Raw genomic sequence first — 23,949 nt, 5'->3', positions numbered from 1 at the left:
TTATGTTTTGGTTACAGATGCAAATGGAGGCTCTAGGCGGCTTCATCGACAAGGGCGGTCCGATGCTCTTGGCGTTGGGAGTACTAGTGTTCATCCTATGGACTTTGGTCTTTGAGCGCATCTGGTACTTCCAGACTGGTGTCAAGAAAGACATCAAAGCAGCAATCGACTCTTGGGAAGCGCGTAGCGAACGCACTTCCTGGGCTGCTCACCAGGTTCGTGAGATGCTTATCTCACGTGCCCGCCAACGCATTGAAGCGTTGCTACCAATGGTAGCAACCTTGGTTGCCCTAGCACCGCTACTTGGTCTTCTCGGTACTGTTACCGGTATGATTGAAGTATTCCACGTGTTAGCTGTAACCGGCGGTGGTGACGCAAAGGCAATGGCTGGCGGTGTTGCGAAAGCAACCCTACCAACAATGTCTGGGATGGTGATTGCGATTTCTGGCTTGTTTGCTAAAACGTACCTTGAGCAGAAAGCTGAAGTTACGAGCAAGATGTTGGAAGACCATCTGACCATGGATCATTAACATAGCTGCCGCTCTTGGGCGGCTCTATGACCTAACGAGGTATTACCATGCGCAGAAATAGCTTATCGAAAGCGACCAAAGATGAAGAGCAACAAATTGATTTAACTCCGATGCTAGACGTCGTGTTTATCATGCTGATTTTCTTCATTGTTACGGCGCAGTTCGTCAAGGAGCCAGGCGTGGATATTGAACGTCCTGCGGCACTGACAGCAATTTCGAAAGATAATGCGAACATCCTGATTGGTGTTTCTAAGGAAAACCAAATTTGGATGGATAAAAAAACAGTAGAAGAAGACGCACTTCGTCTTACTATCGAACGCATGCTCGTCGATAACCCGGATTCACAGGTTGTGATTCAGGCCGACGCTACTTCAGACGTCCGTTTGTTGGCAGTAGTCAAAGACGCGGCGATGGAAGCAGGTGCTGTCGATATTTCCGTTTCAACGTTACATAATTAGGGAGAATGCGATGAATTTACGATTGTTACCGTCCATTGCGCTATCCGTTGTAGTGGCGTTTGGTCTTTTCATGCTTATGGCTAAGCTGATTGACCAAGAGATTGAAATGGACGACAAAAAACGTATGGCTATTCCAGATATCATGATGACCGAACCGGAAATCAATGACATTGTGGAAGAAGAGAAGCCAGAGAAGCCCGAAGAGCCGGATCAGCCACCACCCGATCTACCCGAGCCTGAGTTTCAAGATCCAGATCTTGACGCCGGTCTAAATACGAGTGGAGCAGGTACAGGTATTGAACTCGGTTTCGATGCTGGCGGTTTGAACGTCTCCGATGGCGAGTACTTGCCAATTGTTAAGGTAGCACCTCAGTACCCACGTCGAGCTCAGTCTCGTGGTATTGAAGGCTACGCAATTGCTCAGTACACCGTTACAGAATCTGGTACTACAGAAGACTGTGTGGTGATCGAAGCGGCAACGACTTCGGGTAACCCAACCACTATCTTTAACAGTGCAGCGTGTCGTGCGGCAGCCAAGTTTAAGTATCGTCCGCGGGTTGTTGATGGTGTTGCCATCAAGGTACCTAACGTACGAAACCGTTTCACGTTTGAGTTCGGCGACGACTAAGGAGTAAAAAATGACAACATTCGTTACAAAAATGTTTCGTGTTACCGCTCTAGCGTCGGCAATGATGGTTGGTCCTGTGGTACTTTCTCAGTTGCCACAAACTGCTGTGACAGGTTTTTCAGCGGTGGCTCAGGAAGAGGAACAACAGGAAACACGTCGGGTACCGGCGATGTCTCCGCGCGTAGGCCGTTACTTCGAGCCAGTACTTGAAGTGTTCGAGTTGGAAAACCCAACGACTGCTGACTATCAGGAAGCGTTAGAGCTTCTTCAGAGCTACGACATCGAACGTTGGAACGGCTACGAGAAGGCAATGTTCTGGCGTTACCAGGCAGGCATTTACGCCACGATGGAAGACTACAACAACGCAAAGCGTTGTTACATCGAAATGATGAACTACCGTACTGATATTCAACCTCGCATGGAGCAAGAGACGCTGTTAATGCTCTCTAAGCTTGAAGCGGTTGATGAAAATTGGGACGGTGCACTCGGATTCATCGACGAATGGTGGCAGTTGATTCCAACACCTACGATGGAAGGTTACAAGCTTCGCGGTACTTTCAAGTATCAGAAGCAGGATTTCCGTGGTGCGTTGGATGACATGAAAGTCGTTATTGCTGACTCTGAAGCAAAGCAGGGTAAGGCAAAGGAAGGCGACTATAACATGGAATTCGCCATCTACTCCGAGCTAGGTCAACCGAATGAAATGCTACGCGTTGCGGAAGTAATGGTTCGCCACTACCCCTCTGCGACAAGTTGGAAGCGTCTTTATTCAATGTACCTAGACCGTGAGCGTATCCCTGAAGCGCTTGCAGCGATGCAGGTATGCTATGACCAAGGTTACTTTGACCGCGAGAGTCAGATCTCAACGTTTGCCTCGCTTTGGAATTCTGAGGCCAACCCTTACCTTGCAGCGAAGTACTTCCAAGAGGGAATCGACGCAGGTATTGTTGAAGAGAATCAGAAAAACTTTGAGTATCTTGCAAGCTGGTGGTATCAGGCTCGCGAATACATGAAGTCGATTGAATCTCGTCGTAAGGCAGCAGAGCTCTCCGATGACGGTGAAAACTGGTCACTCCTAGCACGAGCAGAACTCCAGGAAAGCATGTACGAAGAGACCATCAATTCTTCGCGCAAAGCTATCCAGGGCGGCGGTCTTCGGGATGTCGCTCAGGTTCACATCCTGCAGGGTCAAGCCTACATGGCATTGAAGCGTTTTGACGAAGCTAAGGCTGCGTTCGAACGTGCTAAGAACGCGAGTGGCACTAGTCAGCGCTATGCTGATGGTTATATCAACTACGTACAGCAGAAGATTGATTTATTAGCGTCGTTACAAAGCTAGTAAATCCTTTAATGTCGACGAAACCCAGCCTTAGTGCTGGGTTTTTTTATGTCCCTAGGAAAGTATTTGGCAGTGAAACCCCTATGATGGCTGCCCTGATTCACCACCAAAGTGCGTTAATGGACTTGACTCGCTATGCGAATCTAGCTAACTTTATGTAAATGATAGTAATTATCATTCAACAATCATCATGTTGTTTTATCGTTTTATCGTTTTACCGTTTTACCGCTTTACCGCTTTACCGCTTTACCGCTTTACCGCTTTACCGCTTTACCGAAATTAGTGGAGTGTCGATAGGCGCTCCGTTCAGGGATAAGTAAGAGGAATTAAAAGTATGGATATTTTACGGATTAGCAGTGTAGTGCTATTAACTGTTGCGATGGCCTCAGCGGTCGGAACGGTAAGCGCTAGTGAAGATATAGCGAAGGTAGAAACCTCGGCGCAATTTGACTACGAACCGCGCACAGAGGAGATACAGCGACATGTGGAGCCTGGATCAACGCCCCAGTATGTCTACACGCAACGTCCCGAACGCGGATATTCTCAACAGCAAGCGATGTCGCCTAAGGTTGGTCGAAAGTTCGAGCCAGTCCTCGAACTGTTTGTCGAGGATTCGTCCGAAGAGCAGTTTCACAATGCAGTAGCGGAAATGCAAGAATGGGATATCAGTGCCTGGAATGACTACGAAAAGGCAATGTACTGGCGTTACCTTGGCGGTATCCAGGCTACGCTAAATAGCTTTGAAGACGCAACGGTATCCTACCAACAGATGCTAGCCTACAACTCTGCGATCTCAGAAGCGACCGAGAAGGCAGCGCTCGTAAACTTAGCAAAGTTTGCTGCCGTATTGCAGAACTGGGAGGGCGCTAATGATTACCTCGGTTACGCATGGGATCTCGGTGAGGAGCCTACCGTTGATGAATTGCAACTCCGTGCAGCGGTAAGTTTTCAAACTGGTAATTTCCAGCGCGCTGTAGAAGATATATCAGCGGTCATATCAAATCGCGAAGCAACAGACGGCATGGCCTATGAGGCTAATTACAACCTACAGTTTGCGTCATTCCTGGAGTTGGATAGTATAGACAACGCGTTATTGGCTGCTAATCGTCGAGCGGAGTTCTATCCGAATTCGCGTAACTGCATGGCAGTCGAAAAGCTAAGCCAATCTGTCAGTGTAAGCGTTGAACCCGTGGAACAGTGTTCCGAGCTGGTGATTGAAGATCAGTCATAACGTTGAGACTGCCTTTAGCCCGACTCTCAATTGAGTAGATATAGGCTAATTGCAAAGCAAAAAAAAAGCGGTACAGATGTCTGTACCGCTTTTTTTATAGTGTTAGTGAAGAGGATTAGAAATCCAATTTACTCAGATCCCTCACAGCACCCTTGTCCGCACTCGTAGCCAGCATGGCATAGGCTTTTAGTGCAGCACTGACTTTACGAGGTCGTGCCTTCGCCGGCTTAAAACCGTTTAGCGCTTGAATCGCTCGGCGTTCCGCTAGCTCCTCATCGGATACCATCAAATTGATAGCGCGATTAGGGATATCGATAATTATCTTGTCGCCAGTGTTAACCAGGGCAATCGTACCGCCAGCTGCCGCTTCTGGAGAGCAGTGACCAATGGAAAGGCCCGACGTACCACCCGAGAATCGACCATCGGTAAGCAACGCACAACTGGCTCCTAAGCCCTTGGACTTTAGATAGCTCGTTGGATAGAGCATTTCCTGCATACCCGGTCCACCGCGAGGCCCTTCATAGCGAACGATCACTACTGCGCCTGCTTTAACGCGATCATTCAGGATATCGTCCACGGCATCGTCCTGCGATTCTACAACGTGGGCGGTACCTTCGAAGTACCAGATAGATTCATCCACGCCACTGGTTTTTACCACACAGCCGTCTTCGGCCAAGTTGCCATAGAGGACTGCTAGGCCGCCTTCGTCACTAAAGGCGTGCTCATGGTGGCGGATACAACCGTTTTCACGGTCAGCATCTAAGCTATTCCAGCGACAGCTCTGCGAGAACGCAGTCTGGGTAGGAATACCCGCGGGGCCGGCTTTGTAGAAGTTCTTGATCGCCTCATCGGCGGTGTTCATGATGTCGTAATGACTGATGGCTTCACCAATGGTGGGCGCGTGGACGCAGGGCACTGCGTCGTCAATGAGACCAGCACGGCGTAGCTCAGCCAGAATGCCCATTATCCCGCCAGCGCGGTGGACATCCTCAATATGGTATTTCGGCGTATTCGGAGCCACCTTACACAGCTGCGGTACTTTGCGGCTTAGCGCGTCGATGTCGCCAAGGTCGAAGTCGAGCTCGGCCTCCTGGGCGGCAGCGAGTAAGTGCAAAATGGTGTTGGTAGAACCGCCCATCGCGATATCAACGACCATCGAATTATTAAATGCGGCTTTGGAAGCAATGTTACGCGGCAATGCGCCCTCATCATCTTCTTCGTAGTAGCGCTTTGCCAATTTAACAATACTTCTACCAGCTTCTAGGAACAGCTCTTCACGATCGGCGTGAGTAGCCAGCACCGTACCGTTACCGGGTAAAGCGAGGCCTAGCGCTTCCATTAAGCAGTTCATTGAGTTGGCGGTAAACATACCCGAGCAGGAGCCGCAGGTAGGGCAGGCTGAACGTTCGTATTCAGCGACTTTCTCATCACTAGCGCTATCATCGGCGGCAATCACCATAGCATCCACGAGATCAAGCTTATTCTCTGAAAGCTTAGTCTTACCCGCTTCCATAGGGCCACCGGAAACAAAGATCACTGGAATGTTTAGGCGAAGTGCTGCGTTAAGCATTCCTGGGGTGATTTTATCGCAGTTAGAGATACAAACGAGGGCGTCAGCGCAATGGGCATTGACCATGTATTCAACACTGTCGGAGATGATGTCCCGTGATGGCAGCGAATAGAGCATGCCGTCGTGACCCATCGCAATACCGTCGTCTACCGCAATAGTATTGAATTCCTTTGCTACGCCGCCCGCGCGCTCAATTTCTCGTGCAACGAGTTGACCCATATCCTTGAGGTGAACATGGCCTGGTACAAACTGAGTGAAGGAGTTTGCCACCGCAATAATGGGTTTGTGGAAGTCGGCATCTTTCATGCCGGTGGCGCGCCAAAGGGCACGAGCACCCGCCATGTTGCGGCCTTCAGTAGTAGTTTTCGAACGATAACGTGGCATAAATCTACTCACACAATAACGATTAGGAATGCCTGAAGATTACCACAGTAAGCGGGCTTTAGCCGTCTTTTTGCACCGGGGAACTATGCGGATTGTTTATCGAACAGGCGAACAACTGGCTATAGCTAAGTGACGCCGATAACACCGCAGCGGATACCTCAGCCTAATCCTAGAATGACGGCGTAAATTTTCGCCATGCGGAGGCTGCTAGAGCGGCTTAGCCATCAGCTTAGAATTACGCTGGTAGTTATACATTTCCCGTCTTGAGGTAGGAAGATCTTCCAATTCAGACGGAACGAAGCCCTGTTCTAAGAACCAATGCATGCTGCCCGTAGTGAGCAGGAATAGCCGGGTAACACCTGCTACTTTGGCATTCGCCTCAACCCGTTTTAGTAGCTGAACGGTCACACCACTGCCACGATACTCCGGCGCAGTGGCAACACAGGCCACCTCGGCACTTTGATCCTCAAAGGGGTACAGCGCACAGCAGCTAATAATCATCCCGTCCTTCTCAACTAAATTGAAATAGGGGAGTTCTACCTCTAGACGTTCTCGGGAGCGGCGCACGAGCGCGCCAGACTGTTCGAGGGGGCGAATTAAATTAATAATTGCGTTGAGGTCATCAACCCGTGCAGAGCGGATGATCCAGTCGGGTTCGCTAGAGACCATCACTCCTTGACCGTCGCGCGTATAGAGCTCGGACAACAGGCTACCATCAATATTGATATCTATTAGGTGGGCGCGTTCCACGCCTAAACTCACTGCCTTGGATAAACTTGATACCACCTGAGCCAATTCGCTGCTTAGTGAGTCTGTATTCGATAAAGACTGTGCGTCGGCCACACTTAAACTCGTTGAAATACTCTCAGGAACTTGATCGTAAACACTCACTAACTTCTCAGCCCTTAAGGCTGAAGCGAGTTGCACCGCCAGGTCATCGGCCTCAAGGTTAAAACTCTCACCACTGGGCGAATGTCCAATGGGGCTAATGAGCACCACATTACCGTTATCTAATTGTTGTTGTATGGCTGGAGCATTCACCCTGCGAATATCGCCGGTGTGCAGGTAATCAATGCCCTCAACCACACCCAGCGGTTTCGCGACAACGAAGTTACCAGTCACAACGCTAATATTTGCCTGATGCATGGGTGAGTTAATAAGGCCCATGGAAAGTTTCGCCTCAACATAGTTGCGAAGCCTGCCAACCTCAGAGGCAATAACTTCCATCATTTCCGTTGAGGTCAGGCGTTTTCCCTGATGGAATTCGCTGTGAATACCCTGTTTCTCAAACGCTTCATCAATAGCGCGACGTGCGCCAAGCACCAAGACAATTTTCACTCCAAGATTGTGCACAATCGCAAGATCATGGAGAAAGGCTCGAAAGTGATCGTGATTGATGACTTCGCTTCGCAAGTTGATCACCACCGTGGTTTTACGATGAAGATTGATATACGGAGACGATTGACGAAACCATTGTACGAGTTCGTGTTGTTTCATAGCGCTGCAATACAATAATGATGGATAAGTTTGCTAATTAAAGCGTATGCGGGCTCAAGTTGCGAGAGTTCGATAAATTCATTGGGCTGATGGGCTACGTCAATGGAGCCAGGCCCCATTACGACGGTATCCATACCCATAGCCTGCAAATAGGGTGCCTCGGTTCCAAATGCCACAGTTTGGGCAGAATTTTCAGTGAGTTGTTCACAGAGCTGAACCAGCTCGCTAATCCCCGCGTCAAAGGATGGAACTGAATTAATCAGTGGCGCTAGTTGAATGATAGCGCCGGTTTTGGCCGCAAGCTTGGCGCAGTATTCGGCTATCTCTTGGCGCAGCTGATCTTGGATTAGGTCTGGTAGCGTCCGAACATCGAAATGAATATTCACTTCGCCACAGATCCGATTCGGACTATCGCCACCATGAATACAGCCAAAGTTCATGGTGGGATAGGAAATCGCGAAACGCTCATCGTGATAGCGTGAACGTAAGCTCCGCTTCAAGCGCTTTAAGTAACTAAGCAGGGTCACCGCAATGTCCATGGCATTGAGTCCAAGCTCAGGGTTGGAGGAGTGCCCGGATTGCCCGACAATTCGAATAGACTCCATCATCACCCCTTTGTGGGCGCGAATGGGGGTAAGTCCAGTGGGTTCGCCAATGACTGCGGCACGGCTAATAGGGTAGCTTTGGTCACGCAGCGCCATGGCACCGGCCATCGACGATTCCTCATCAGCCGTGGCAAGAATAATCAGTGGTGCCCGATATTCATGGGCCTTGAAGTGCTGCGATGCCGCTAGCGCGAGTGGGAAAAAGCCCTTCATATCTGTGGCGCCTAAACCATACAGGGCGCCGTCACGTTGGGTGAGCTGCCAGGGGTCCTGCTGCCATTTGTCGGGGTTGCAGGGCACGGTGTCAGAGTGCCCAGAAAGAATCAAACCGCCACTGCCAGTGCCCAAGGTGGCCACAAGATTGAACTTGCCAGGGTTATTTGGCAGCGCCATTTTCTCAACTCGAAACCCCAGAGACTGAGTCCACGAAGCGAGCAGATCGATAACGGCTTCGTTGGATTGATCGTAACTACTGCTCGTAGAGGACACTGAGGGCTGCGCCACGAGTTGGGCCAATTGCTGGGTGTAGTGGGCTAAATCCATACCTTAATGGTCCTCGTGACTAACTGTGGTAGTGGTTTTGGTGGTCAACCATAGTGTCTAAGTTAACATGGAACGACAAATGAAGCAGGTGTCGCGAATGAATCCGTTTAGATCATCCGTAGCGAATCAGACTGGCAACTGAAGATTGGTAGCCTAGCCAACCGTAAAAAAGGGGCATCCGAAGACGCCCCTTTTACACCACTTAAGCGCTAGCTTCTTAAGCGTTAGCCGAAGATACCCTTCAGGATGTAGAAGAATAAAATAGATAATCCTGCGCCAGCTGGAAGTGTTACCACCCAACTGACTCCAATCGTCCCGACCACGCGTAAATCCAGTGCACCGATACCGCGGGCAAGACCTACACCTAATACCGCACCGACTAGACAGTGGGTGGTGGATACCGGCAAGCCAGTACCGGATGCCAAAACAACCGTTCCGGCAGCACCCAGTTCAGCAGCGAAGCCACGACTTGGAGTCAGCTCGGTAATACGCTTACCAATGGTTGCCATAACTTTGTAGCCGTAGGTGGCTAGGCCAGTGATGATACCAATACCACCAATCAGCAGAATCCAAGGTGGAACGCCTGCTTTACTCGCAATCACGCCGCCGCTTTGAATGGTGCTATATACCGCAGCCAAAGGACCGATGGCATTTGCCACATCGTTTGAACCATGGGCGAAAGCCATTGCCGATGCGGTAAAGATCATCAAGACCGCAAAGATCTTTTCAACACCGTCAAAACGATGCCCGGCTTCGAACTTCGGCTCTTCAACATTACGCATCAGGAATTTTCCGAGGGCCGCAATGCCCAGGCCAACAACTGCCGCGTAAAACGCCGCTTGGCCGTAGCTTAAATCCAAGCCCACATGCTTAAGGCCTTTCACCATGGTAACCATGGAGATTAAGAAGCCCGTTAAAAACATATAAACGGGGATATAGCGCTTCGCATTACTAAACGGAGAGTCCGTATTCAAGATGAACTTATGCGCCGAGAGGAACAGTAGGAACGCCATGGTCCCAGAGAGAACCGGCGATACCACCCACGAGGCAACAATTCCGCCGACCTTAGCCCAGGCTACGGCATCGGCAGAAACACCCACTGCGGCGAAACCAACAATGGCCCCCACAATAGAGTGGGTGGTAGATACCGGCCAACCGAAGCGACTTGCGATAAGTAGCCAAGTTCCGGCAGCCAATAGTGCAGCGGACATGCCGTAGACTAACCACTCAGGGTTATCTTCGAACACCAGCGGATCAATAATGCCCTTACGAATCGTTGAGGTAACTTCTCCGCCAGCTAAGTAGGCGCCGGCGAATTCCATGACCGCGGCAATGATAATAGCTTGCTTGAGTGTTAGGGCGCGTGAACCGACAGAGGTTCCCATCGCATTCGCGACGTCATTGGCACCAATACCCCAGGCCATGAATAAACCAAAAGCACCCGCTAGAAGTAAGAGGGTAAAACCGTGATTTGCAATAATATCCATTAGTTAGACTCTTTTTAACCAGTTAACGAGCGGTGAGGATTTGTAAACGAGATCCAACGCTTTGCGCGCGATCTGACAAATCACCAACACTTTCAATCGTGCGATATAGGAAGATGACATCTACCGGAGGTAGATCTTTCTCAATTTCGAATAGTTCGTAGCGAAGCTCGCGCTGAAGCGCATCTGCATCGTCTTCTAACTGGTGAATTCGATCAACGATTTTATCGACAATGGCAAGCTCGCGACCACGGAAACCGGATTCTAACAGGTCACCCAGTTCGTCAATCGCTTTGCGGGTCTCATTGACACTTTCAACTGACACGGCAACGAAGGCTTTGAACTTAGCTTGCAGCGGCGCAGGGATTTGCATGCGACGGCCAATGATGACGCCGGTTAAATCCTTCGCACAGTTCGCAATTTTATCTTGGCTGTGAAGCATCTCTAAGATGTCCGAGCGCGCAACGGGCAAGAACAGTGACTTAGGTAAGTTATTGCGAATGTCCGCCTTCAACTTATCAGCTTCTTTCTCTGAGTCGGAGATGAATGTCCGCGTTTTGGTGGCGGCATCCCAGTCTTCGTTGATCACTTGATCAAAAAACGAATCGGTTGCAGAAACACATTTGTCCACTTCAACCATGTGGTTGCGGAGAATGTGCAGCGGTGACCGAGTGAATAGGTTACCTAGTGCTTGACCAATAGCCATAGAAGGAAAAGTCCTCATCTATTAATAAAGAGTTACCGAAGATTCATCGTCCTTCGGAAGTTCGGCGCGATTGTTACAGGTTTGTGTCCGAAGGTCACTTTTTTTCAACCCTGAGTATAGTCATTCACTCAGAATTGGATGATAAATAAACAGAGATCAAAGGAAATTGTGACAAGCTAAGCGCAAATTGCAAATCTTTAGCCTGATATCGCTATGGAGGTGGTGGTGGCGAATGGTTGAAACTGCTACATTTAAAGCATTAATAAAATGAGAGAATTAGCTATGAGTAGTGCAGCAATTGCCCCGCCCAATCGGCCCGTTGCCGATCTCGAGTGGTTGGTGAGTAGTTTAACTACCGCAGGTATCTTCGATGAATTGTCGCTGCTGCGGCTGCGCTCGCGCACGCGCGATCCTGAGTTTGCTCGCTCTGATGTCAGCTATCTCGCAAGTGCCGACATCATGGGCGCAGGCGGCGAAGTCCTCTCGGGCGAAAAACTTGCTCAGTGGTTGGCAGAGATTGCCCAGCTGCCGATTAAACAGATTAATCCATTGCAGGTTGATGTGGACCAGGTCACTTCGGTGATGTCTAAGGCCTACGCAGTCAATCATGAAATTCTCTGCCTAGACGTCTTAGCTGATGAGCTGGTTATTGCCGCTGCGGATCCATTTCGCACGGACTGGCAGGAAGGGCTAGTTCACACCTCGCGCAAGCGTATCCGCGTGGTAATTGTGGATGCCAATGCGCTGCTTCGTTATACGGAAGAATTCTATGCCTTGGCACGCTCCGTTGCGGGTGCAGGCGCTCAAGCTAAACAGGAAAATCGCCGGAGTGCGCCAAAGGGCCTAGAGCAACTTGTTGATCTTAAGTCATTACAGTCACCGGAAGCGAATGACCAACATATCGTTAACATTGTTGACTGGTTACTTCAGTACGCGTTCGAACAGCGCGCTTCAGATATTCATATTGAACCTAAGCGAGAACAGTCGCGAGTGCGCTTCCGCATCGACGGCGAGTTACAGACGGTCTACGACCTGCCGAGTGAAGTGAACGCGGCGGTGACGTCACGTTTTAAAGTCTTGGCGCGAATGGATGTTGCCGAGAAGCGTCGGCCTCAGGATGGGCGTATTAAGACCCGAACGCCAAAGCAACTGGAAGTCGAACTTCGTCTTTCTACGCTACCCACCGCGTTTGGGGAAAAGTTGGTGATACGTATCTTTGACCCAGAGGTATTACTAAGAAGCTTTAGTAGCCTAGGTCTTCGTGGGGGAGATCTCCGAGCTTGGGAAACCATGACGGTGAAGCCGCACGGAATCGTCCTGGTTACCGGGCCAACGGGCTCAGGTAAGACCACGACGCTGTATTCATCACTTAAAAAGCTCTCTACTGAATCGGTGAATGTCTCGACCATTGAGGATCCCATCGAAATGGTGGAGGAAAGCTTTAATCAAATGCAGGTACAGAACAACATTGGCTTGGACTTTGCCTCTGGGGTGCGAACGCTGCTTCGACAGGATCCTGACATTATCATGATTGGCGAGATTCGTGATCGTGAGACGGCAGACATGGCCGTTCAGGCGGCGCTCACGGGCCATCTTGTATTGTCTACGCTACATACCAATGACGCTCCGTCATCAATTACCCGCTTGATGGAATTTGGGGTTCCCCATTATTTAATTAAGTCCACCTTGATTGGGGTGATGGCGCAGCGTTTAGTTCGGGTGCTCTGCGGCGACTGTAAAACCGCGGCAACGGTAAGCGATGAAGCTTGGGATACCCTGTGTCAGCCATTTAAAATCAAGAAGCCGACAACGATTTTTGAACCCAAGGGCTGTAAATCCTGTCGACACACGGGCTTCCACGGAAGAGAGGGAATCTACGAAGTCTTGGAATGGGAGGCTAACTTGTCCTCGCTCGTCGGTGCCGATGGAGCCACCGATCAGCTGCGCCGAGCCGCCTACAAGAACGGGATGAAGTCACTTCGCGCTGCCGGAGCCCTTAAGGTTGCGGCAGGTATTACCACTTTGGATGAAGTGTACCGAGTCACTCCCGCAGAATAATGACAAATGCTATGCAGAATAACGACACACGCTATGCAGAATAACGACACACGCTATGCAGACATTTGATTCGGCTCGGCGGCAAAAGTTAGCCGAACAACTGGCTGAATTACCCAAGTGGCAGGGGTGTTCAACACAGCTTGAAGTGGTCCTGATGGGGTCCGATTATGTTGCTAATTTACTCAGCGCAGAACGAATAGATCTGGATCTGCTTAACGCTATGCTTAGCGAGACCATCCAGCTTTCGCATCTCTGCAGCGTCACGACGCGAGCGAAGTTACTGGCCTATGCCAATGAGGCTGACTTCAACCGAGCCCTGCGTCAACTCCGTCAGCAAACGCAGACGCTGCTTATTGCGCGGGATCTAGCGCGACTATCGGATACTCAGCAAACCTGTAAAGAGATCAGTGAATGTGCAGACTTTTTTATTGAGCTAGCACGAGATTGGCATCAACAGGCCGCCACGGCGCAATATGGCCAAGCCTTATCAAGTTCAGGTGAGCCGCTATCGCTAGCGATTCTGGCGATGGGCAAACTCGGCGGACGCGAGCTGAATCTGTCCTCCGATATCGACCTCATTTTTTGCTTTCGCGAGGCGGGCTATACCCAGGGTGAAAAACAGCTCGATCATCAACGTTTCTTTACCAAAATTGGTCAGGGGATTATCCGGAGCTTGGATCAGGCAACGGCCGATGGTTTTGTCTATCGCGTTGATATGCGCCTTAGACCCTATGGCTCCAGTGGCGCCTTGGTCAGCAACTTTGACTCGTTTGAACAGTATCTACAATCTCAAGGTAGACCTTGGGAGCGCTATGCCATGGCCAAGGCACGTATTATTTCGCCGAGTGCTGAGGACCAGTTAACGCTACGTCAGCAGCTTTCGTCGTTTGCGTTTCGCCGTTACATCGATTTTAGCGTGATTGACTCACTGCGAGAGATTAAGTCGCTGATCAAGAGTGAGAATAAGCGGCTCAATCGAGTTGATAACGTTAAGCTCGGTCGCGGCGGGATTCGCGAGATTGAGTTTATATCTCAGAGCTTTCAGGTGGTGCGTGGTGGACGGGAGATTCGACTGCAATCTCCCAGTTTGTTTTCCGTGGCGCCACAGCTGGTTGAACTGGGGTTAATGACGGCAACGGATGTTGAAGCACTACTAAACGCCTACCGTTTTCTTCGTGATGTTGAACATCGGATACAGGCTTGGCGGGACGAGCAATCGCAGACACTCCCAGGCGATGAAAAGGGTCGAGCTCGCATTGCCTGGCTGATGGGCTTTGCTGAACTCAGCGACTTTGAGGCCGAGCTCGCTCGCCACCGTGAGCTGGCCAGCACCATGTTTAGTCAAACGATTACCGATGAGCCTCGTGATCAATCCTCGCGCTTTAAATTGAGTCCTATTTGGTATTCGCTATGGGAGATGGATATCGCCGAGGCCAACTTGGATGCCTTTGGCTATGACTCCATTCAAACGGTGGTGGAACAGATTCACGCCGTCCGGAGCAGCCGAGTTATCGAACAGCTCACCCCCGAGTCAAGGCAGCGCCTAGACGAATTTGCCCCGCGATTATTGGCTGCCTGTGCGGCGGCCGAGCGGCCGGATGAAACACTAGAGCGAACCTGGCCGCTGTTGAAGTCCATCATTCGTCGCTCCGCCTATATGGTGATGATGCTTGAGCATCCGCAGGTAATGGGCGAGTTAATCAAGCTCGCCGCGTTAAGTCCTTGGATTGCTGAGCAGTTTGTCCGTCACCCAGCCCTGCTTGATGAGCTAATGAATGCACAGCGGCTGTATTCACCGCCAACACGCGAGAGCTTACAGAGCGAGGTACGCGAGCAGTTGATGCGGCTTAATTGGGATGATCTCGAAGGTCATATGGAAGTGCTTAGGTACTATCGTAGAGCCCATATCCTGCGCGTGGCCGCATGCGAGCTAACCGGGCGCCTGCCGCTGACCCAGGTGAGTGATTATCTCACTTGGCTGGCAGAGGTTATTTTAGAGCAGGTGGTTTCTATTGCTTGGGCGCAGATGACGGCTAAGCATGGCGCCCCAATTGTCGATGGCTCCGAAATTCTGGAGGGCGATCATTTTTGTGTCTTGGCCTATGGCAAGCTTGGCGGCATTGAGTTGGGTTACAGCTCAGATTTGGACATTGTGTTTATCCATGACACGGATTCCTTTTTCGCTACGCGCGGCGCAAAGCCAATTGATCACCAAACCTTTTTCAGCCGCCTAGGGCAGCGAATTATTCACATCTTGGCGACTGAGATGCCCTCGGGCAGACTGTATGAAATTGATACCCGGCTTCGTCCGTCCGGTAATTCGGGGCCCCTCACCAGCAGTTTTACGGCGTTTGAAAAATATCAGCGCAAGTCCGCCTGGGTGTGGGAGCATCAAGCGCTAGTGCGCGCTAGACCAGTAGCTGGTTCTGGCGTTTTGGGGCGAAAAGTGAACGCGCTGAGGCATGAAATTCTCAGCATGGATCGTGATCGCTCGTCGCTGCGCCATGAAGTTGTCACCATGCGCGAAAAAATGAAGGCCCATTTGGCGAACCGAGACCCGCAATTATTTCACCTTAAACATGACAAAGGGGGGATGGTTGATATCGAATTTATGGTACAATTCGTAGTACTCGCTTACGCGCACCAGCACGTAGAGATGGCACGATACACGGACAACATTCGTTTAATCGAGTCTTTTGTGGTCACTGGGATTCTATCCGAGACGCAAGCCCAACAGTTAATTAGCGCTTACAAAGCCTATCGATCTGCCGGGCACCGCTTGGCGTTGCAACAACTTAGCCTGCAAGTATCTACGCAGGAATTTGACGCTTCGCGGGCAGTAGTAACTGCGCTATGGCAGCAGTATTTGGATAACGAATAGATTATTTTTGGAGTGAAGTATGTCGTTTAGCGACCGCGATGGCGTTATATGGTTTAACGGCGAGCTAGTTGATTGGCGCGAAGCCAAGGTTCATGTCTTAACGCACACGCTTCATTACGGCATGGGCTGTTTTGAAGGCGTTCGAGCGTACCAAACTGACGAAGGTCCCTGTATCTTCCGTCTGAAAGAACACACCGATCGACTGTTTCGTTCGGCAAAAATTTTAGGGATGCCAATGCCCTATACGCACGAGCAGATCAATGAAGCGTGTCTGCAGGTAGTGCGAGAAAATAACTTGGAAGAAGCCTATCTTCGTCCTATGGTCTTTTTCGGTGATGAAGGCATGGGGCTGCGTGCTGAAAGCCTCTCAACCAATGTGATTGTGGCTGCTTGGCACTGGCCTAGCTACATGAGCCCGGAAGCGCTGACCACAGGCATCAAGGTTCGGACTAGTTCGTTTACGCGCCACCACGTCAATATTACGATGTGTAAGGCGAAGGCGAATGGCAACTACATCAACTCGATGCTGGCGCTGCGTGAAGCGCTATCGGGTGGCGCTGAAGAAGCCTTGCTATTGGATCCTGAGGGTTACGTGGCAGAAGGCAGTGGCGAGAATATCTTCGTTGTTCGCGATGGTGTTGTGTATACCCCAGAGCTGACGTCCTGCTTGGATGGCATCACCCGAGCGACCATTATGCAGTTCTGCCGTGATTTGGATATCCCAGTGGTTGAAAAGCGGATCTCTCGTGATGAAGTGTATATTGCGGATGAGGCGTTCTTTACGGGTACCGCTGCAGAGGTATTGCCTATTCGCGAGTTGGATGACCGTGATATCGGCGCGGGCAAAGCCGGACCGATTACCTTGAAGCTACAACAGATGTACTTCGACCAGGTAAAGGGCTGTCGCGCAGAATACCCTGAGTGGTTGCACAACGTTAAAGCACAACGTTAAAGCATAACGTTAAAGCATAACGTTAAAGCCTAAGTCACGTATAGGCGACCCTAAGTTGTCCGTTGTTGTCATGCACACAGCGGACATCTTTGTTTTGATGAGCACAATCTTTACAGAGAACTAATTCCCTATGGACAGCGTTTCGCACGCACAATCCGCTAGTTTTGATTTCGACTTGTCAGTGGGTGACTTCCCTGTGGCGGCAAAGCCGTTGAAAATTTGCCTACTCGGTTACCGAAGCTCGCCATTAAGTGGTGGTCAGGGCATTTATCTCAAGTACCTGTCACGGGCGCTTGTGGAGCGAGGGCATCAGGTAGATGTCATCTCCGGAGAACCCTATCCCGAGCTTGATCCAAGAGTGAATCTCATCAAGCTTCCCGGACTAAACCTGTTCCAATATTATCCAAAGCAGTGGCAGGCCTTTCGCTTAAATTATCTGCGTTCGCTAACTGATCTCAGTGAGTATCTATCGGTGGCGACGGGTGGCTTTCCAGAGCCGCAAACCTTCGGGCGACGTTTAGCGAAATACTTTCGCCAGAATAGCCCGCGTTATGATGTGATTCACGATAATCAAAGCCTCTGTTATGGGCTCTTAGCGGTGGCAAAACAGGGCTACCCCCTCGTGGCGACTTTTCATCACCCCATTACCCGTGATCTTAAGCTTGCCCTTGAGGCGGAAGACAGTTGGCGGATGCGGTTGCTCATCCGTCGTTGGCATAGTTTCTTGGGGATGCAAAAGCGGGTAGTTCCAAAGCTACGGCATGTGGTTGCAGTCTCGCAGGTCTCCAAAGAGGATATCAGTCGCGATTTTAAGTTGGCCTCAGATCATCTTGGTTTGGTTTACAACGGTATCGATACCGAGGTATTTGTACCCAGCAAAGAGTTGCCGCGCTTGGCGAATACCATAGTGTGTACAGCCAGTGCCGACGCCCCCCTCAAGGGGTTGAAATACCTATTGGAAGCCTTGGCGACAGTGCGCCAGCACAATCCAGACATTCGCCTTATTCTGGTGGGGCGGCCTAAGCCCGATGGCGATAATGCCAAGCTAATAACGCAATTAGGCCTCGGTGACATCATCGATATTCGTTCGGATATTTCCACCGAGGAGCTGGTGGGCTTGTATCAGCAGGCGAGTATTGTGGTCTGTCCATCGCTGTATGAAGGCTTCGGCCTGCCAGCGGGTGAAGCCATGGCCTGTGGCACCCCGGTTATCAGCGCGCGCGGTGGAGCCTTGCCGGAAGTGGTGGGCGAGGCGGGCGTACTGGTACCGGTGGCGGATGCCGATGCCCTAGCACAGGCAATTAATACCTTAATGGCGGACCCCTGTGAGCGTGAGCGATTGGGGGCGGCGGGACGAGCTCGTATTGAACAGCAGTTCAGCTGGCAGGTCGCCGCAAGTCAATTCGAACAGTTATATTTAAAAGCGATCAACGATGCTAACGGTTAATTTCAAAACGATGGGCCTAACAGCGGGCGATCGCGTGTTGGATCTAGGCTGTGGTGAAGGACGCCATGTGATTTCGCTAGCCTGCGAACCCGGTATTGAAGCCGTGGGTATCGATCTGGGCTTTGGTGACTTGAGTACCGCAAAATCACGGATGCAAGATTGCGCTGAGTTTCGTCATCCCGAGTCGCAGTTTCTCATTAGTCAGGCCAACGGTTTATCGTTGCCCTTTGCCGACGCGTCCTTCGACCACGTAATCTGTTCAGAAGTTTTGGAACATATCCCCAACTGGGAAGGCGTGTTGTTAGAAATCATGCGGGTACTAAAGCCCTCAGGCTCCTTTGCGGTGAGTGTCCCGCGCTTCTGGCCGGAACGTATTTGCTGGTGGTTATCCTCGGCGTACCATGAAGTCCCAGGCGGGCATATTCGTATCTTTAAAGCCAGTGAGTTGAATCAGCGTATTCAGTCAGCGGGGCTGAGCCGTTTTGCCAAGCATTGGGCGCATGCCTTACACGTGCCATACTGGTGGCTGCAATGTTGGCGCTGGGAACAGCGTGAGTCCAGCTGGCTGGTTAAAACCTATCACCGCTTGCTGGTCTGGGACTTGATGAAGCGCCCGCGCACGACGCGCTGGGCCGAAAAGTTACTCAACCCAATCATGGGTAAGAGCGTAGTTATGTATTACACCAAGGATCAATGATCATGTCGCATGCGTTAATGGGCGAGTCGGTGGCCAACCTAGTGGCCGAATCGTGTGAATATATTTTAGCGAATCAATTAGCTGACGGTTCAATTCCTTGGTTTGAGGGCGGCCATCTTGACCCGTGGGATCATATTGAAGCGGCCATGGCTTTGAGCGTTGGTGGCTATAAGAAAGAGGCCGAATTGGCTTACCGCTGGTTGCGAGACCAACAGCTTGAAGACGGAAGTTGGGGTATTCGCTACGAGCAGGGTGTGCTGGTGGATACCAGTAGGCGGGAGACGAATTTCTGTGCCTACATCGCCACCGGAATTTGGCACCACTTCAAAGTTACCCATGACTTCGGTTTTGTGGAGGCAATGTGGCCGTGCGTTCAGCGCGCGCTTGATTTTGTGGTGGCGCAGCAATCTGGCTTTGGTGAAATAAGTTGGGCGGTGAACGAGCAATCTGAGCCACTGGACGATGCCCTGGTTACCGGCTGTAGCTCAATCTACAAATCGCTCGAATGTGGGATTCGCTTGGGTGAGTTACTGGCGGAAAATTGTGGTGACTATCGCAGCGCCTACTTTGCACTGGGCGATGCACTCCGATATCGACCGGAGCGATTCGATCGCAACTGGGAGAGTAAAGCGCGCTTTTCCATGGACTGGTTCTATCCTGTGCTCTGTGGCGTTTACGATAAGCCTACCGCCAAGGAACGCATCGCGGCGCGTTGGGATGAGTTTGTGGTGGATGGCATTGGCTGTCGCTGTGTTGCCGATGAACCTTGGGCGACGGTAGCCGAAAGTTGTGAGCTGGTCATGGCGCTGCATGCTGCAGGCTTAACTGAACAAGCGGAACAACTCCTCGGCTGGCTGCTTCAGTGGCGTGACGATGATGGCGTTCACTGGACGGGATGGCAGTTTGTGGATAAAGCCTATTGGCCGCTGGAGAAACCAACGTGGACGGCGGCTGCATTCGTCTTAGCGCTAGACACTACCTATCAACTTACCGATGCCTCGGTATTATTCTGTTCTACACTGTCATCCAACGAGCACCTGTCCCCGCTTGAATACCACGAATAGGAGCAAACTTTGGCGAATCTAGTAGTTGTTGATCTGGAAGCAACTTGCAGTGAATCTCCGACAGAGATTTCGCTTGAGGCGATGGAGATCATCGAGATTGGCGCGGTTCGATTGGACGGCAACTTAAATGCCACCCCCGATACCTTCAGTTGCTTTGTGAAGCCGAAGCAAAACCCGCAACTCACCCCATTTTGTCAACAGCTGACCAAAATAGAACAAACCCACGTAGATGGTGCTAATCATTTCGCCGTCGCGGGCGCGGAGTTTTTTCAGTGGTTAGGCGATGACGCCATCATCCTAAGCTGGGGTGATTGGGATGCGGAACAGCTCGCTAAGGAAGCCCGTGACAATCAGCTCGTTTCGCCGATTAGCCAGAGTATTAATCTGAAACGTGAATTCTATCGGTTACGTAAAATGCGCGAGGGCGGCTTGCGAGCGGCTATCGATCGCGCTGGTCTAGCGTTTATTGGTCAGCCACATCGGGCACTGTCCGATGCACTCACAACGGCACAACTCGCGCCCTTAAGTGGCTTGAGCGATTACGATCCCCTGTGGCAAAAACTGATGAAGATTTCCGGCAAAACAGCGCTCCAACTTAGGCCTTGGCTGCGAGCGAAGCACCCGCTGTTAAACGGTCAGACGCCGATGCACTTGATGCTCAATGTGGCCGGTAGACAAAAAGTTGCTAATATTCTCGCGGCCATTGATCAGGAGTTGGGCGCTATCTCAGAACACACTGATAGCGCTACTCGCAGATAACGCAGTTCGTTGACGGCGCTGCTCGCCAAACAGCTCCCTGTTGGGTGAGCTAGAAGTGGTTGCCACATTCAAAGTAATTAGTTTGGTCCACCTGGGAGAATATAATGGCTCTATCGCCACTGTAGCCGCGCTGCTTTAGCGCCTCATCCAGTATTTTGGCAATCTTATTCTTCACGTCCTGCCCGCGATCAAACCAGAGAAATTCCACAATGGGATAGCCTCCATCTACGGCACCATCAACAATAAACTGAGTCTGGGTAACTTCCCATGTAAGGTCCGTGATAGCGCATTGACAGAGCTCACTCATCTCTGTGCTGGTCATTCTAGAAAGCGTCTTAACATCGTCTAAGGTGGTTCCACGAGCACGAATATGAGGCATGGCTAATCTTTCCTTTTTACTGTTATTAAGATGAGTGATGCGAGCAAAGGGTACTTTGCTACTTAGCAGCCGTTAACTTTAGTTCAGTGTAGTTGGAAAATTTGCGATAGACTCAAGGAAAAACATGAAGCGCGACAATGAAACTATTTGATACCCATACCCATTTGGATTTCGCCTGTTTTGATGAAGATCGAGAGGCGGTACTTGCTCGCTTTCAATCTATTGGTGGTGAACGTATTCTGCTAGCAGGCGTCAGTCATAGCCAGTGGGCGATTGCCGCGGAGTTGTGTCAGCGGCATGCCAAGCTGTGTATGTCAGTGGGTTTTCATCCGCATTTCCTAGAGTCGGAAGATCCGATAGCCGTGGCTGATATTGAAGCAACTAGCGCTAGTGATGCAATTAGCAACGGGATACTTCGTTTAAGCAACCTCGATGCTAACCAGCTTCAATGCCAACTTGCCGAAGCGCTGGAGCATTATGCTGATCATGTTGTTGCCGTTGGCGAGTGCGGCCTAGATAAGATGGTGCAGACTCCCATGGCGGAGCAGTTACGGGTACTTGAAGCCCAGTTAGCATTCGCCAAGCAAGTCCAACTGCCAGTTATCCTGCACTGTCGAGGGGCTCATAATGAATTGTTGCAGTGCATTTCCCAGCGGGGTGTTCACTCGGGCGTGATTCATGCCTTTTCCGGGTCCGTGGAGTTAGCCCAGGAATACATCCGGCGAGGGTTTAAGATTGGCGTTGGCGGCACGATAAGCTATGCCCGCGCCGCAAAGACACGGCGAGCGATTGCCCAACTTCCCCTCACTGAACTTCTGCTAGAAACCGATTCACCGGATATGCCCCATGAGGGTTTTCAGGGGCAGCGAAACGAACCCTATCACTGTGGAAATACCATTAGACAGCTTGCGGTGTTACGTGATGAAGATGAAGAGACGATTGCCCAGCAGCTGTGGCAAAATGCGATATCACTTTTCGAGAAATAGCTATGAGCCAAGTTGAAGTTGATTTCAATGTTGCCAAACTGAGGCGCGAATTTCCCCAACTGCGAAAACGCCTGGGGGACCTGCCGCTGTGCTATTTCGATAGCGCTGCCACGGCGCAGAAGCCACGAGCGGTGGTGGATGAACTCAACCATTGTCTACAGAAAAGTTACGCCAATGTGCATCGCGCGGCGCACACACTTGCCGCGGAAGCCACGCAACGCTTTGAGTCGGCACGGGCTCAAGTGGCTGAGTTTATTAATGCTTCGGCGAAGGAATGTATCTTTACTCGGGGTACTACGGATGCCATCAACTTAGTGGCACAGTCCTGGGGCAATCTCAATATTGGGCGCGGTGATGAAATCCTGCTCACCCAAGCCGAGCATCACGCGAATATTGTGCCGTGGCAACTGCTTGCGCAGCGCACTGGGGCCAAGGTAGTTTTCGCGCGGGTAGATGAACAGGGGTGCTTAGACCTAAACGATTGGTTAGCCAAGTTGAATGCCAACACCAAACTGGTTGCCGTGGGGCACGCGAGTAATGTTACCGGTGTGGTTAATCCGATTGCGGCGCTAACGGACGCAGCCAAAGCTAACGGCAGTAAGGTACTCATTGATGGGGCACAAGCCGTTGCTCACCTCAGTGTTGATGTGCAGGAGCTTGGGTGTGATTTCTACGTCTTCTCGGGGCACAAACTGTACGGCCCCAATGGTGTTGGGGTTCTCTGGGGGAACTATTCACTGCTGTGTACAATGCACGCGGTCAATGGTGGCGGAGAGATGATTAGTGATGTGAGTGAACAGGGTTTCACTGAGCAACTGCCACCGTTACGATTTGAGCCGGGGACACCTGCTTGGCCCGAGGCCTGTGCGTTGGCAGTGGCCATTCAGTGGCTGCAAGCTCAGCGGGCAGCGGGCCTGGCTGCCTATGAGTCTGAGCTGTATCGCTACCTTAGACACCGTTTAACGGAACTCACCGCATTTCGCTTGCTGGGTGCCGACCAGCCGAACATTGGTATTGCTTCATTGATTACGAAGGATGCGGTGCAAGACTTGGGGTATTTTCTGGATCAGCAGGGGATTGCTGTCAGAGTAGGGCATCACTGTGCCATGCCGCTCATGAAAGCCCTTGGGCTTTCCGGAACCTTGCGTATTTCTCTTGCCGCCTATAACACTCACGCTGAAATAGACCACCTAATGCATACCTTATTGCAGTGGGAACAGCAGACAACATCCACCACCGCACGGGTGTTCTCGCTCACGGACCTAGCAGCTGCGCAGCAGCTAAATGCCAACGCAGTGGCGGACTATCAGCAGTGCCGAGCTCACCGCTCAGAAGAACGCTTCCAGGCGCTCATGCAATTGGGTCGCCGTGCCGCGCGCTTTGATGTGAGTGTTCGCACTACTCAAAATTTGGTGCCAGGCTGTGAAACTCAGCTTTGGTTAGCCATTGTCAGCAAAACGCCAACATTACAGTTTGCTGTGGATGCAGAGAGTGACACCATGCGGGGTTTACTGTTGTTACTCAGCGATGAATTACAGGCTAAGACGTATGATGACTTAGTTAGCTTTAATCTAGATAGTTGGGTGGATGAACTCGGTTTAGGGCGTTTCGTGACCGCAACTCGGGGTAATGGGGTTAAGGCGGTAGTAGCAGCGCTTCACGGTGACGCGTGACTTTGAAACACGCCTTCCTCTTCAAGGCGAGTCGATGAGTAATGACATCCAACAATACCTCGTGTTCCCACGGATTAG

Annotated in this window: 20 protein-coding genes; 14 read left to right on the top strand and 6 right to left on the bottom strand. The window is 51.0% G+C overall.

The window, feature by feature from the left end; genetic code table 11:
- Positions 1-2: 2 nt before the first annotated feature.
- The 5 genes from Q0698_RS08665 (at position 3) to Q0698_RS08645 (ending at position 4,186) form a co-directional block, all read left to right on the top strand.
- A complete protein-coding gene (locus Q0698_RS08665; RefSeq protein WP_298635785.1) occupies positions 3-530 on the top strand; it encodes a MotA/TolQ/ExbB proton channel family protein in 528 nt (175 codons plus the stop codon).
- A 47-nt stretch (positions 531-577) separates the two neighbouring features.
- The gene (locus tag Q0698_RS08660) at positions 578-988 is read left to right on the top strand and encodes a biopolymer transporter ExbD (protein ID WP_298635783.1); all 411 of its coding nucleotides are present in this window, start codon (positions 578-580) and stop codon (positions 986-988) included.
- A gap of 10 nt (positions 989-998) precedes the next feature.
- A complete protein-coding gene (locus tag Q0698_RS08655) occupies positions 999-1,616 on the top strand; it encodes an energy transducer TonB (protein ID WP_298635781.1) in 618 nt (205 codons plus the stop codon).
- 10 nt (positions 1,617-1,626) lie between these two features.
- The gene (locus tag Q0698_RS08650; protein ID WP_298635779.1) at positions 1,627-2,955 is read left to right on the top strand and encodes a hypothetical protein; all 1,329 of its coding nucleotides are present in this window, start codon (positions 1,627-1,629) and stop codon (positions 2,953-2,955) included.
- Between the two features lie 334 nt (positions 2,956-3,289).
- On the top strand, positions 3,290-4,186 hold the full coding sequence (locus Q0698_RS08645) for a hypothetical protein (RefSeq protein WP_298635778.1): 897 nt from the start codon (positions 3,290-3,292) through the stop codon (positions 4,184-4,186).
- 115 nt (positions 4,187-4,301) lie between these two features.
- On the opposite strand, the gene ilvD is transcribed toward Q0698_RS08645, so the two are convergent.
- The 5 genes from ilvD to Q0698_RS08620 all read right to left on the bottom strand — a co-directional run bounded on the left by ilvD (position 4,302) and on the right by Q0698_RS08620 (position 10,975).
- Positions 4,302-6,140 carry a dihydroxy-acid dehydratase gene (ilvD, locus tag Q0698_RS08640; protein WP_298635776.1) on the bottom strand — a complete coding sequence of 613 codons (1,839 nt, stop codon included), beginning with the start codon at positions 6,138-6,140 and terminating at the stop codon, positions 4,302-4,304.
- 207 nt (positions 6,141-6,347) lie between these two features.
- A complete protein-coding gene (gene argA / locus Q0698_RS08635) occupies positions 6,348-7,637 on the bottom strand; it encodes an amino-acid N-acetyltransferase (RefSeq protein WP_298635774.1) in 1,290 nt (429 codons plus the stop codon).
- Positions 7,634-8,785: an acetylornithine deacetylase gene (gene argE / locus Q0698_RS08630; RefSeq protein ID WP_298635770.1), complete on the bottom strand. Its 1,152-nt coding sequence runs from the start codon at positions 8,783-8,785 to the stop codon at positions 7,634-7,636. Before argE ends, argA begins: the two co-directional genes overlap by 4 nt.
- Positions 8,786-9,009: 224 nt before the next feature.
- Entirely contained in the window at positions 9,010-10,272 is a 1,263-nt protein-coding gene (locus Q0698_RS08625) for an inorganic phosphate transporter (RefSeq protein WP_298635767.1), read from the bottom strand.
- A 22-nt stretch (positions 10,273-10,294) separates the two neighbouring features.
- On the bottom strand, positions 10,295-10,975 hold the full coding sequence (locus tag Q0698_RS08620; RefSeq protein WP_298635765.1) for a TIGR00153 family protein: 681 nt from the start codon (positions 10,973-10,975) through the stop codon (positions 10,295-10,297).
- Positions 10,976-11,257: 282 nt separating this feature from the next.
- On the opposite strand from Q0698_RS08620, the gene Q0698_RS08615 reads away from it, so the two are divergent.
- From Q0698_RS08615 to Q0698_RS08585, 7 genes are all read left to right on the top strand, one after another.
- Entirely contained in the window at positions 11,258-13,033 is a 1,776-nt protein-coding gene (locus tag Q0698_RS08615; protein ID WP_298635763.1) for a GspE/PulE family protein, read from the top strand.
- A gap of 55 nt (positions 13,034-13,088) precedes the next feature.
- The gene (gene glnE, locus Q0698_RS08610) at positions 13,089-15,914 is read left to right on the top strand and encodes a bifunctional [glutamate--ammonia ligase]-adenylyl-L-tyrosine phosphorylase/[glutamate--ammonia-ligase] adenylyltransferase (protein WP_298635760.1); all 2,826 of its coding nucleotides are present in this window, start codon (positions 13,089-13,091) and stop codon (positions 15,912-15,914) included.
- 19 nt (positions 15,915-15,933) lie between these two features.
- Positions 15,934-16,866 carry a branched-chain amino acid transaminase gene (locus Q0698_RS08605; protein WP_298635758.1) on the top strand — a complete coding sequence of 311 codons (933 nt, stop codon included), beginning with the start codon at positions 15,934-15,936 and terminating at the stop codon, positions 16,864-16,866.
- A gap of 130 nt (positions 16,867-16,996) precedes the next feature.
- A complete protein-coding gene (locus tag Q0698_RS08600; RefSeq protein WP_298635756.1) occupies positions 16,997-18,313 on the top strand; it encodes a glycosyltransferase family 4 protein in 1,317 nt (438 codons plus the stop codon).
- The gene (locus Q0698_RS08595) at positions 18,300-19,010 is read left to right on the top strand and encodes a class I SAM-dependent methyltransferase (protein WP_298635754.1); all 711 of its coding nucleotides are present in this window, start codon (positions 18,300-18,302) and stop codon (positions 19,008-19,010) included. Before Q0698_RS08600 ends, Q0698_RS08595 begins: the two co-directional genes overlap by 14 nt.
- A gap of 2 nt (positions 19,011-19,012) precedes the next feature.
- The gene (locus tag Q0698_RS08590) at positions 19,013-20,074 is read left to right on the top strand and encodes a prenyltransferase/squalene oxidase repeat-containing protein (protein WP_298635752.1); all 1,062 of its coding nucleotides are present in this window, start codon (positions 19,013-19,015) and stop codon (positions 20,072-20,074) included.
- Positions 20,075-20,083: 9 nt separating this feature from the next.
- Positions 20,084-20,833: an exonuclease domain-containing protein gene (locus tag Q0698_RS08585; RefSeq protein ID WP_298635750.1), complete on the top strand. Its 750-nt coding sequence runs from the start codon at positions 20,084-20,086 to the stop codon at positions 20,831-20,833.
- A 49-nt stretch (positions 20,834-20,882) separates the two neighbouring features.
- Here the strand turns inward: Q0698_RS08585 and Q0698_RS08580 are convergent, their stop codons facing one another.
- Positions 20,883-21,212, bottom strand: a complete 330-nt coding sequence (locus Q0698_RS08580) for a DUF1904 family protein (protein ID WP_298635748.1) — start codon at positions 21,210-21,212, stop codon at positions 20,883-20,885.
- A gap of 137 nt (positions 21,213-21,349) precedes the next feature.
- Between Q0698_RS08580 and Q0698_RS08575 the strand changes: the two genes are divergently transcribed.
- Positions 21,350-22,198, top strand: coding sequence for a TatD family hydrolase (locus Q0698_RS08575; RefSeq protein ID WP_298635747.1), 849 nt, complete (start codon positions 21,350-21,352; stop codon positions 22,196-22,198).
- 2 nt (positions 22,199-22,200) lie between these two features.
- Positions 22,201-23,871, top strand: coding sequence for a SufS family cysteine desulfurase (locus Q0698_RS08570; protein ID WP_298635745.1), 1,671 nt, complete (start codon positions 22,201-22,203; stop codon positions 23,869-23,871).
- Positions 23,872-23,949 lie beyond the last annotated feature (78 nt).

This window comes from uncultured Umboniibacter sp., assembly GCF_947497555.1.
In the GTDB taxonomy this organism is placed as follows: Bacteria; Pseudomonadota; Gammaproteobacteria; order Pseudomonadales; family DSM-25080; genus Umboniibacter.
This window is presented reverse-complemented; position numbering and strand designations above follow the sequence as displayed.

Excerpts from the sequence above, each read along its gene's own strand:
- Q0698_RS08665 (WP_298635785.1), top strand. The coding sequence starts at position 3 with ATGTTTTGGTTACAGATGCAAATGGAGGCTCTAGGCGGCTTCATCGAC.
- Q0698_RS08660 (WP_298635783.1), top strand. The coding sequence starts at position 578 with ATGCGCAGAAATAGCTTATCGAAAGCGACCAAAGATGAAGAGCAACAA.
- Q0698_RS08655 (WP_298635781.1), top strand. The coding sequence starts at position 999 with ATGAATTTACGATTGTTACCGTCCATTGCGCTATCCGTTGTAGTGGCG.
- Q0698_RS08650 (WP_298635779.1), top strand. The coding sequence starts at position 1,627 with ATGACAACATTCGTTACAAAAATGTTTCGTGTTACCGCTCTAGCGTCG.
- Q0698_RS08645 (WP_298635778.1), top strand. The coding sequence starts at position 3,290 with ATGGATATTTTACGGATTAGCAGTGTAGTGCTATTAACTGTTGCGATG.
- ilvD (WP_298635776.1), bottom strand. The coding sequence starts at position 6,140 with ATGCCACGTTATCGTTCGAAAACTACTACTGAAGGCCGCAACATGGCG.
- argA (WP_298635774.1), bottom strand. The coding sequence starts at position 7,637 with ATGAAACAACACGAACTCGTACAATGGTTTCGTCAATCGTCTCCGTAT.
- argE (WP_298635770.1), bottom strand. The coding sequence starts at position 8,785 with ATGGATTTAGCCCACTACACCCAGCAATTGGCCCAACTCGTGGCGCAG.
- Q0698_RS08625 (WP_298635767.1), bottom strand. The coding sequence starts at position 10,272 with ATGGATATTATTGCAAATCACGGTTTTACCCTCTTACTTCTAGCGGGT.
- Q0698_RS08620 (WP_298635765.1), bottom strand. The coding sequence starts at position 10,975 with ATGGCTATTGGTCAAGCACTAGGTAACCTATTCACTCGGTCACCGCTG.
- Q0698_RS08615 (WP_298635763.1), top strand. The coding sequence starts at position 11,258 with ATGAGTAGTGCAGCAATTGCCCCGCCCAATCGGCCCGTTGCCGATCTC.
- glnE (WP_298635760.1), top strand. The coding sequence starts at position 13,089 with ATGCAGACATTTGATTCGGCTCGGCGGCAAAAGTTAGCCGAACAACTG.
- Q0698_RS08605 (WP_298635758.1), top strand. The coding sequence starts at position 15,934 with ATGTCGTTTAGCGACCGCGATGGCGTTATATGGTTTAACGGCGAGCTA.
- Q0698_RS08600 (WP_298635756.1), top strand. The coding sequence starts at position 16,997 with ATGGACAGCGTTTCGCACGCACAATCCGCTAGTTTTGATTTCGACTTG.
- Q0698_RS08595 (WP_298635754.1), top strand. The coding sequence starts at position 18,300 with ATGCTAACGGTTAATTTCAAAACGATGGGCCTAACAGCGGGCGATCGC.
- Q0698_RS08590 (WP_298635752.1), top strand. The coding sequence starts at position 19,013 with ATGTCGCATGCGTTAATGGGCGAGTCGGTGGCCAACCTAGTGGCCGAA.
- Q0698_RS08580 (WP_298635748.1), bottom strand. The coding sequence starts at position 21,212 with ATGCCTCATATTCGTGCTCGTGGAACCACCTTAGACGATGTTAAGACG.
- Q0698_RS08575 (WP_298635747.1), top strand. The coding sequence starts at position 21,350 with ATGAAACTATTTGATACCCATACCCATTTGGATTTCGCCTGTTTTGAT.
- Q0698_RS08570 (WP_298635745.1), top strand. The coding sequence starts at position 22,201 with ATGAGCCAAGTTGAAGTTGATTTCAATGTTGCCAAACTGAGGCGCGAA.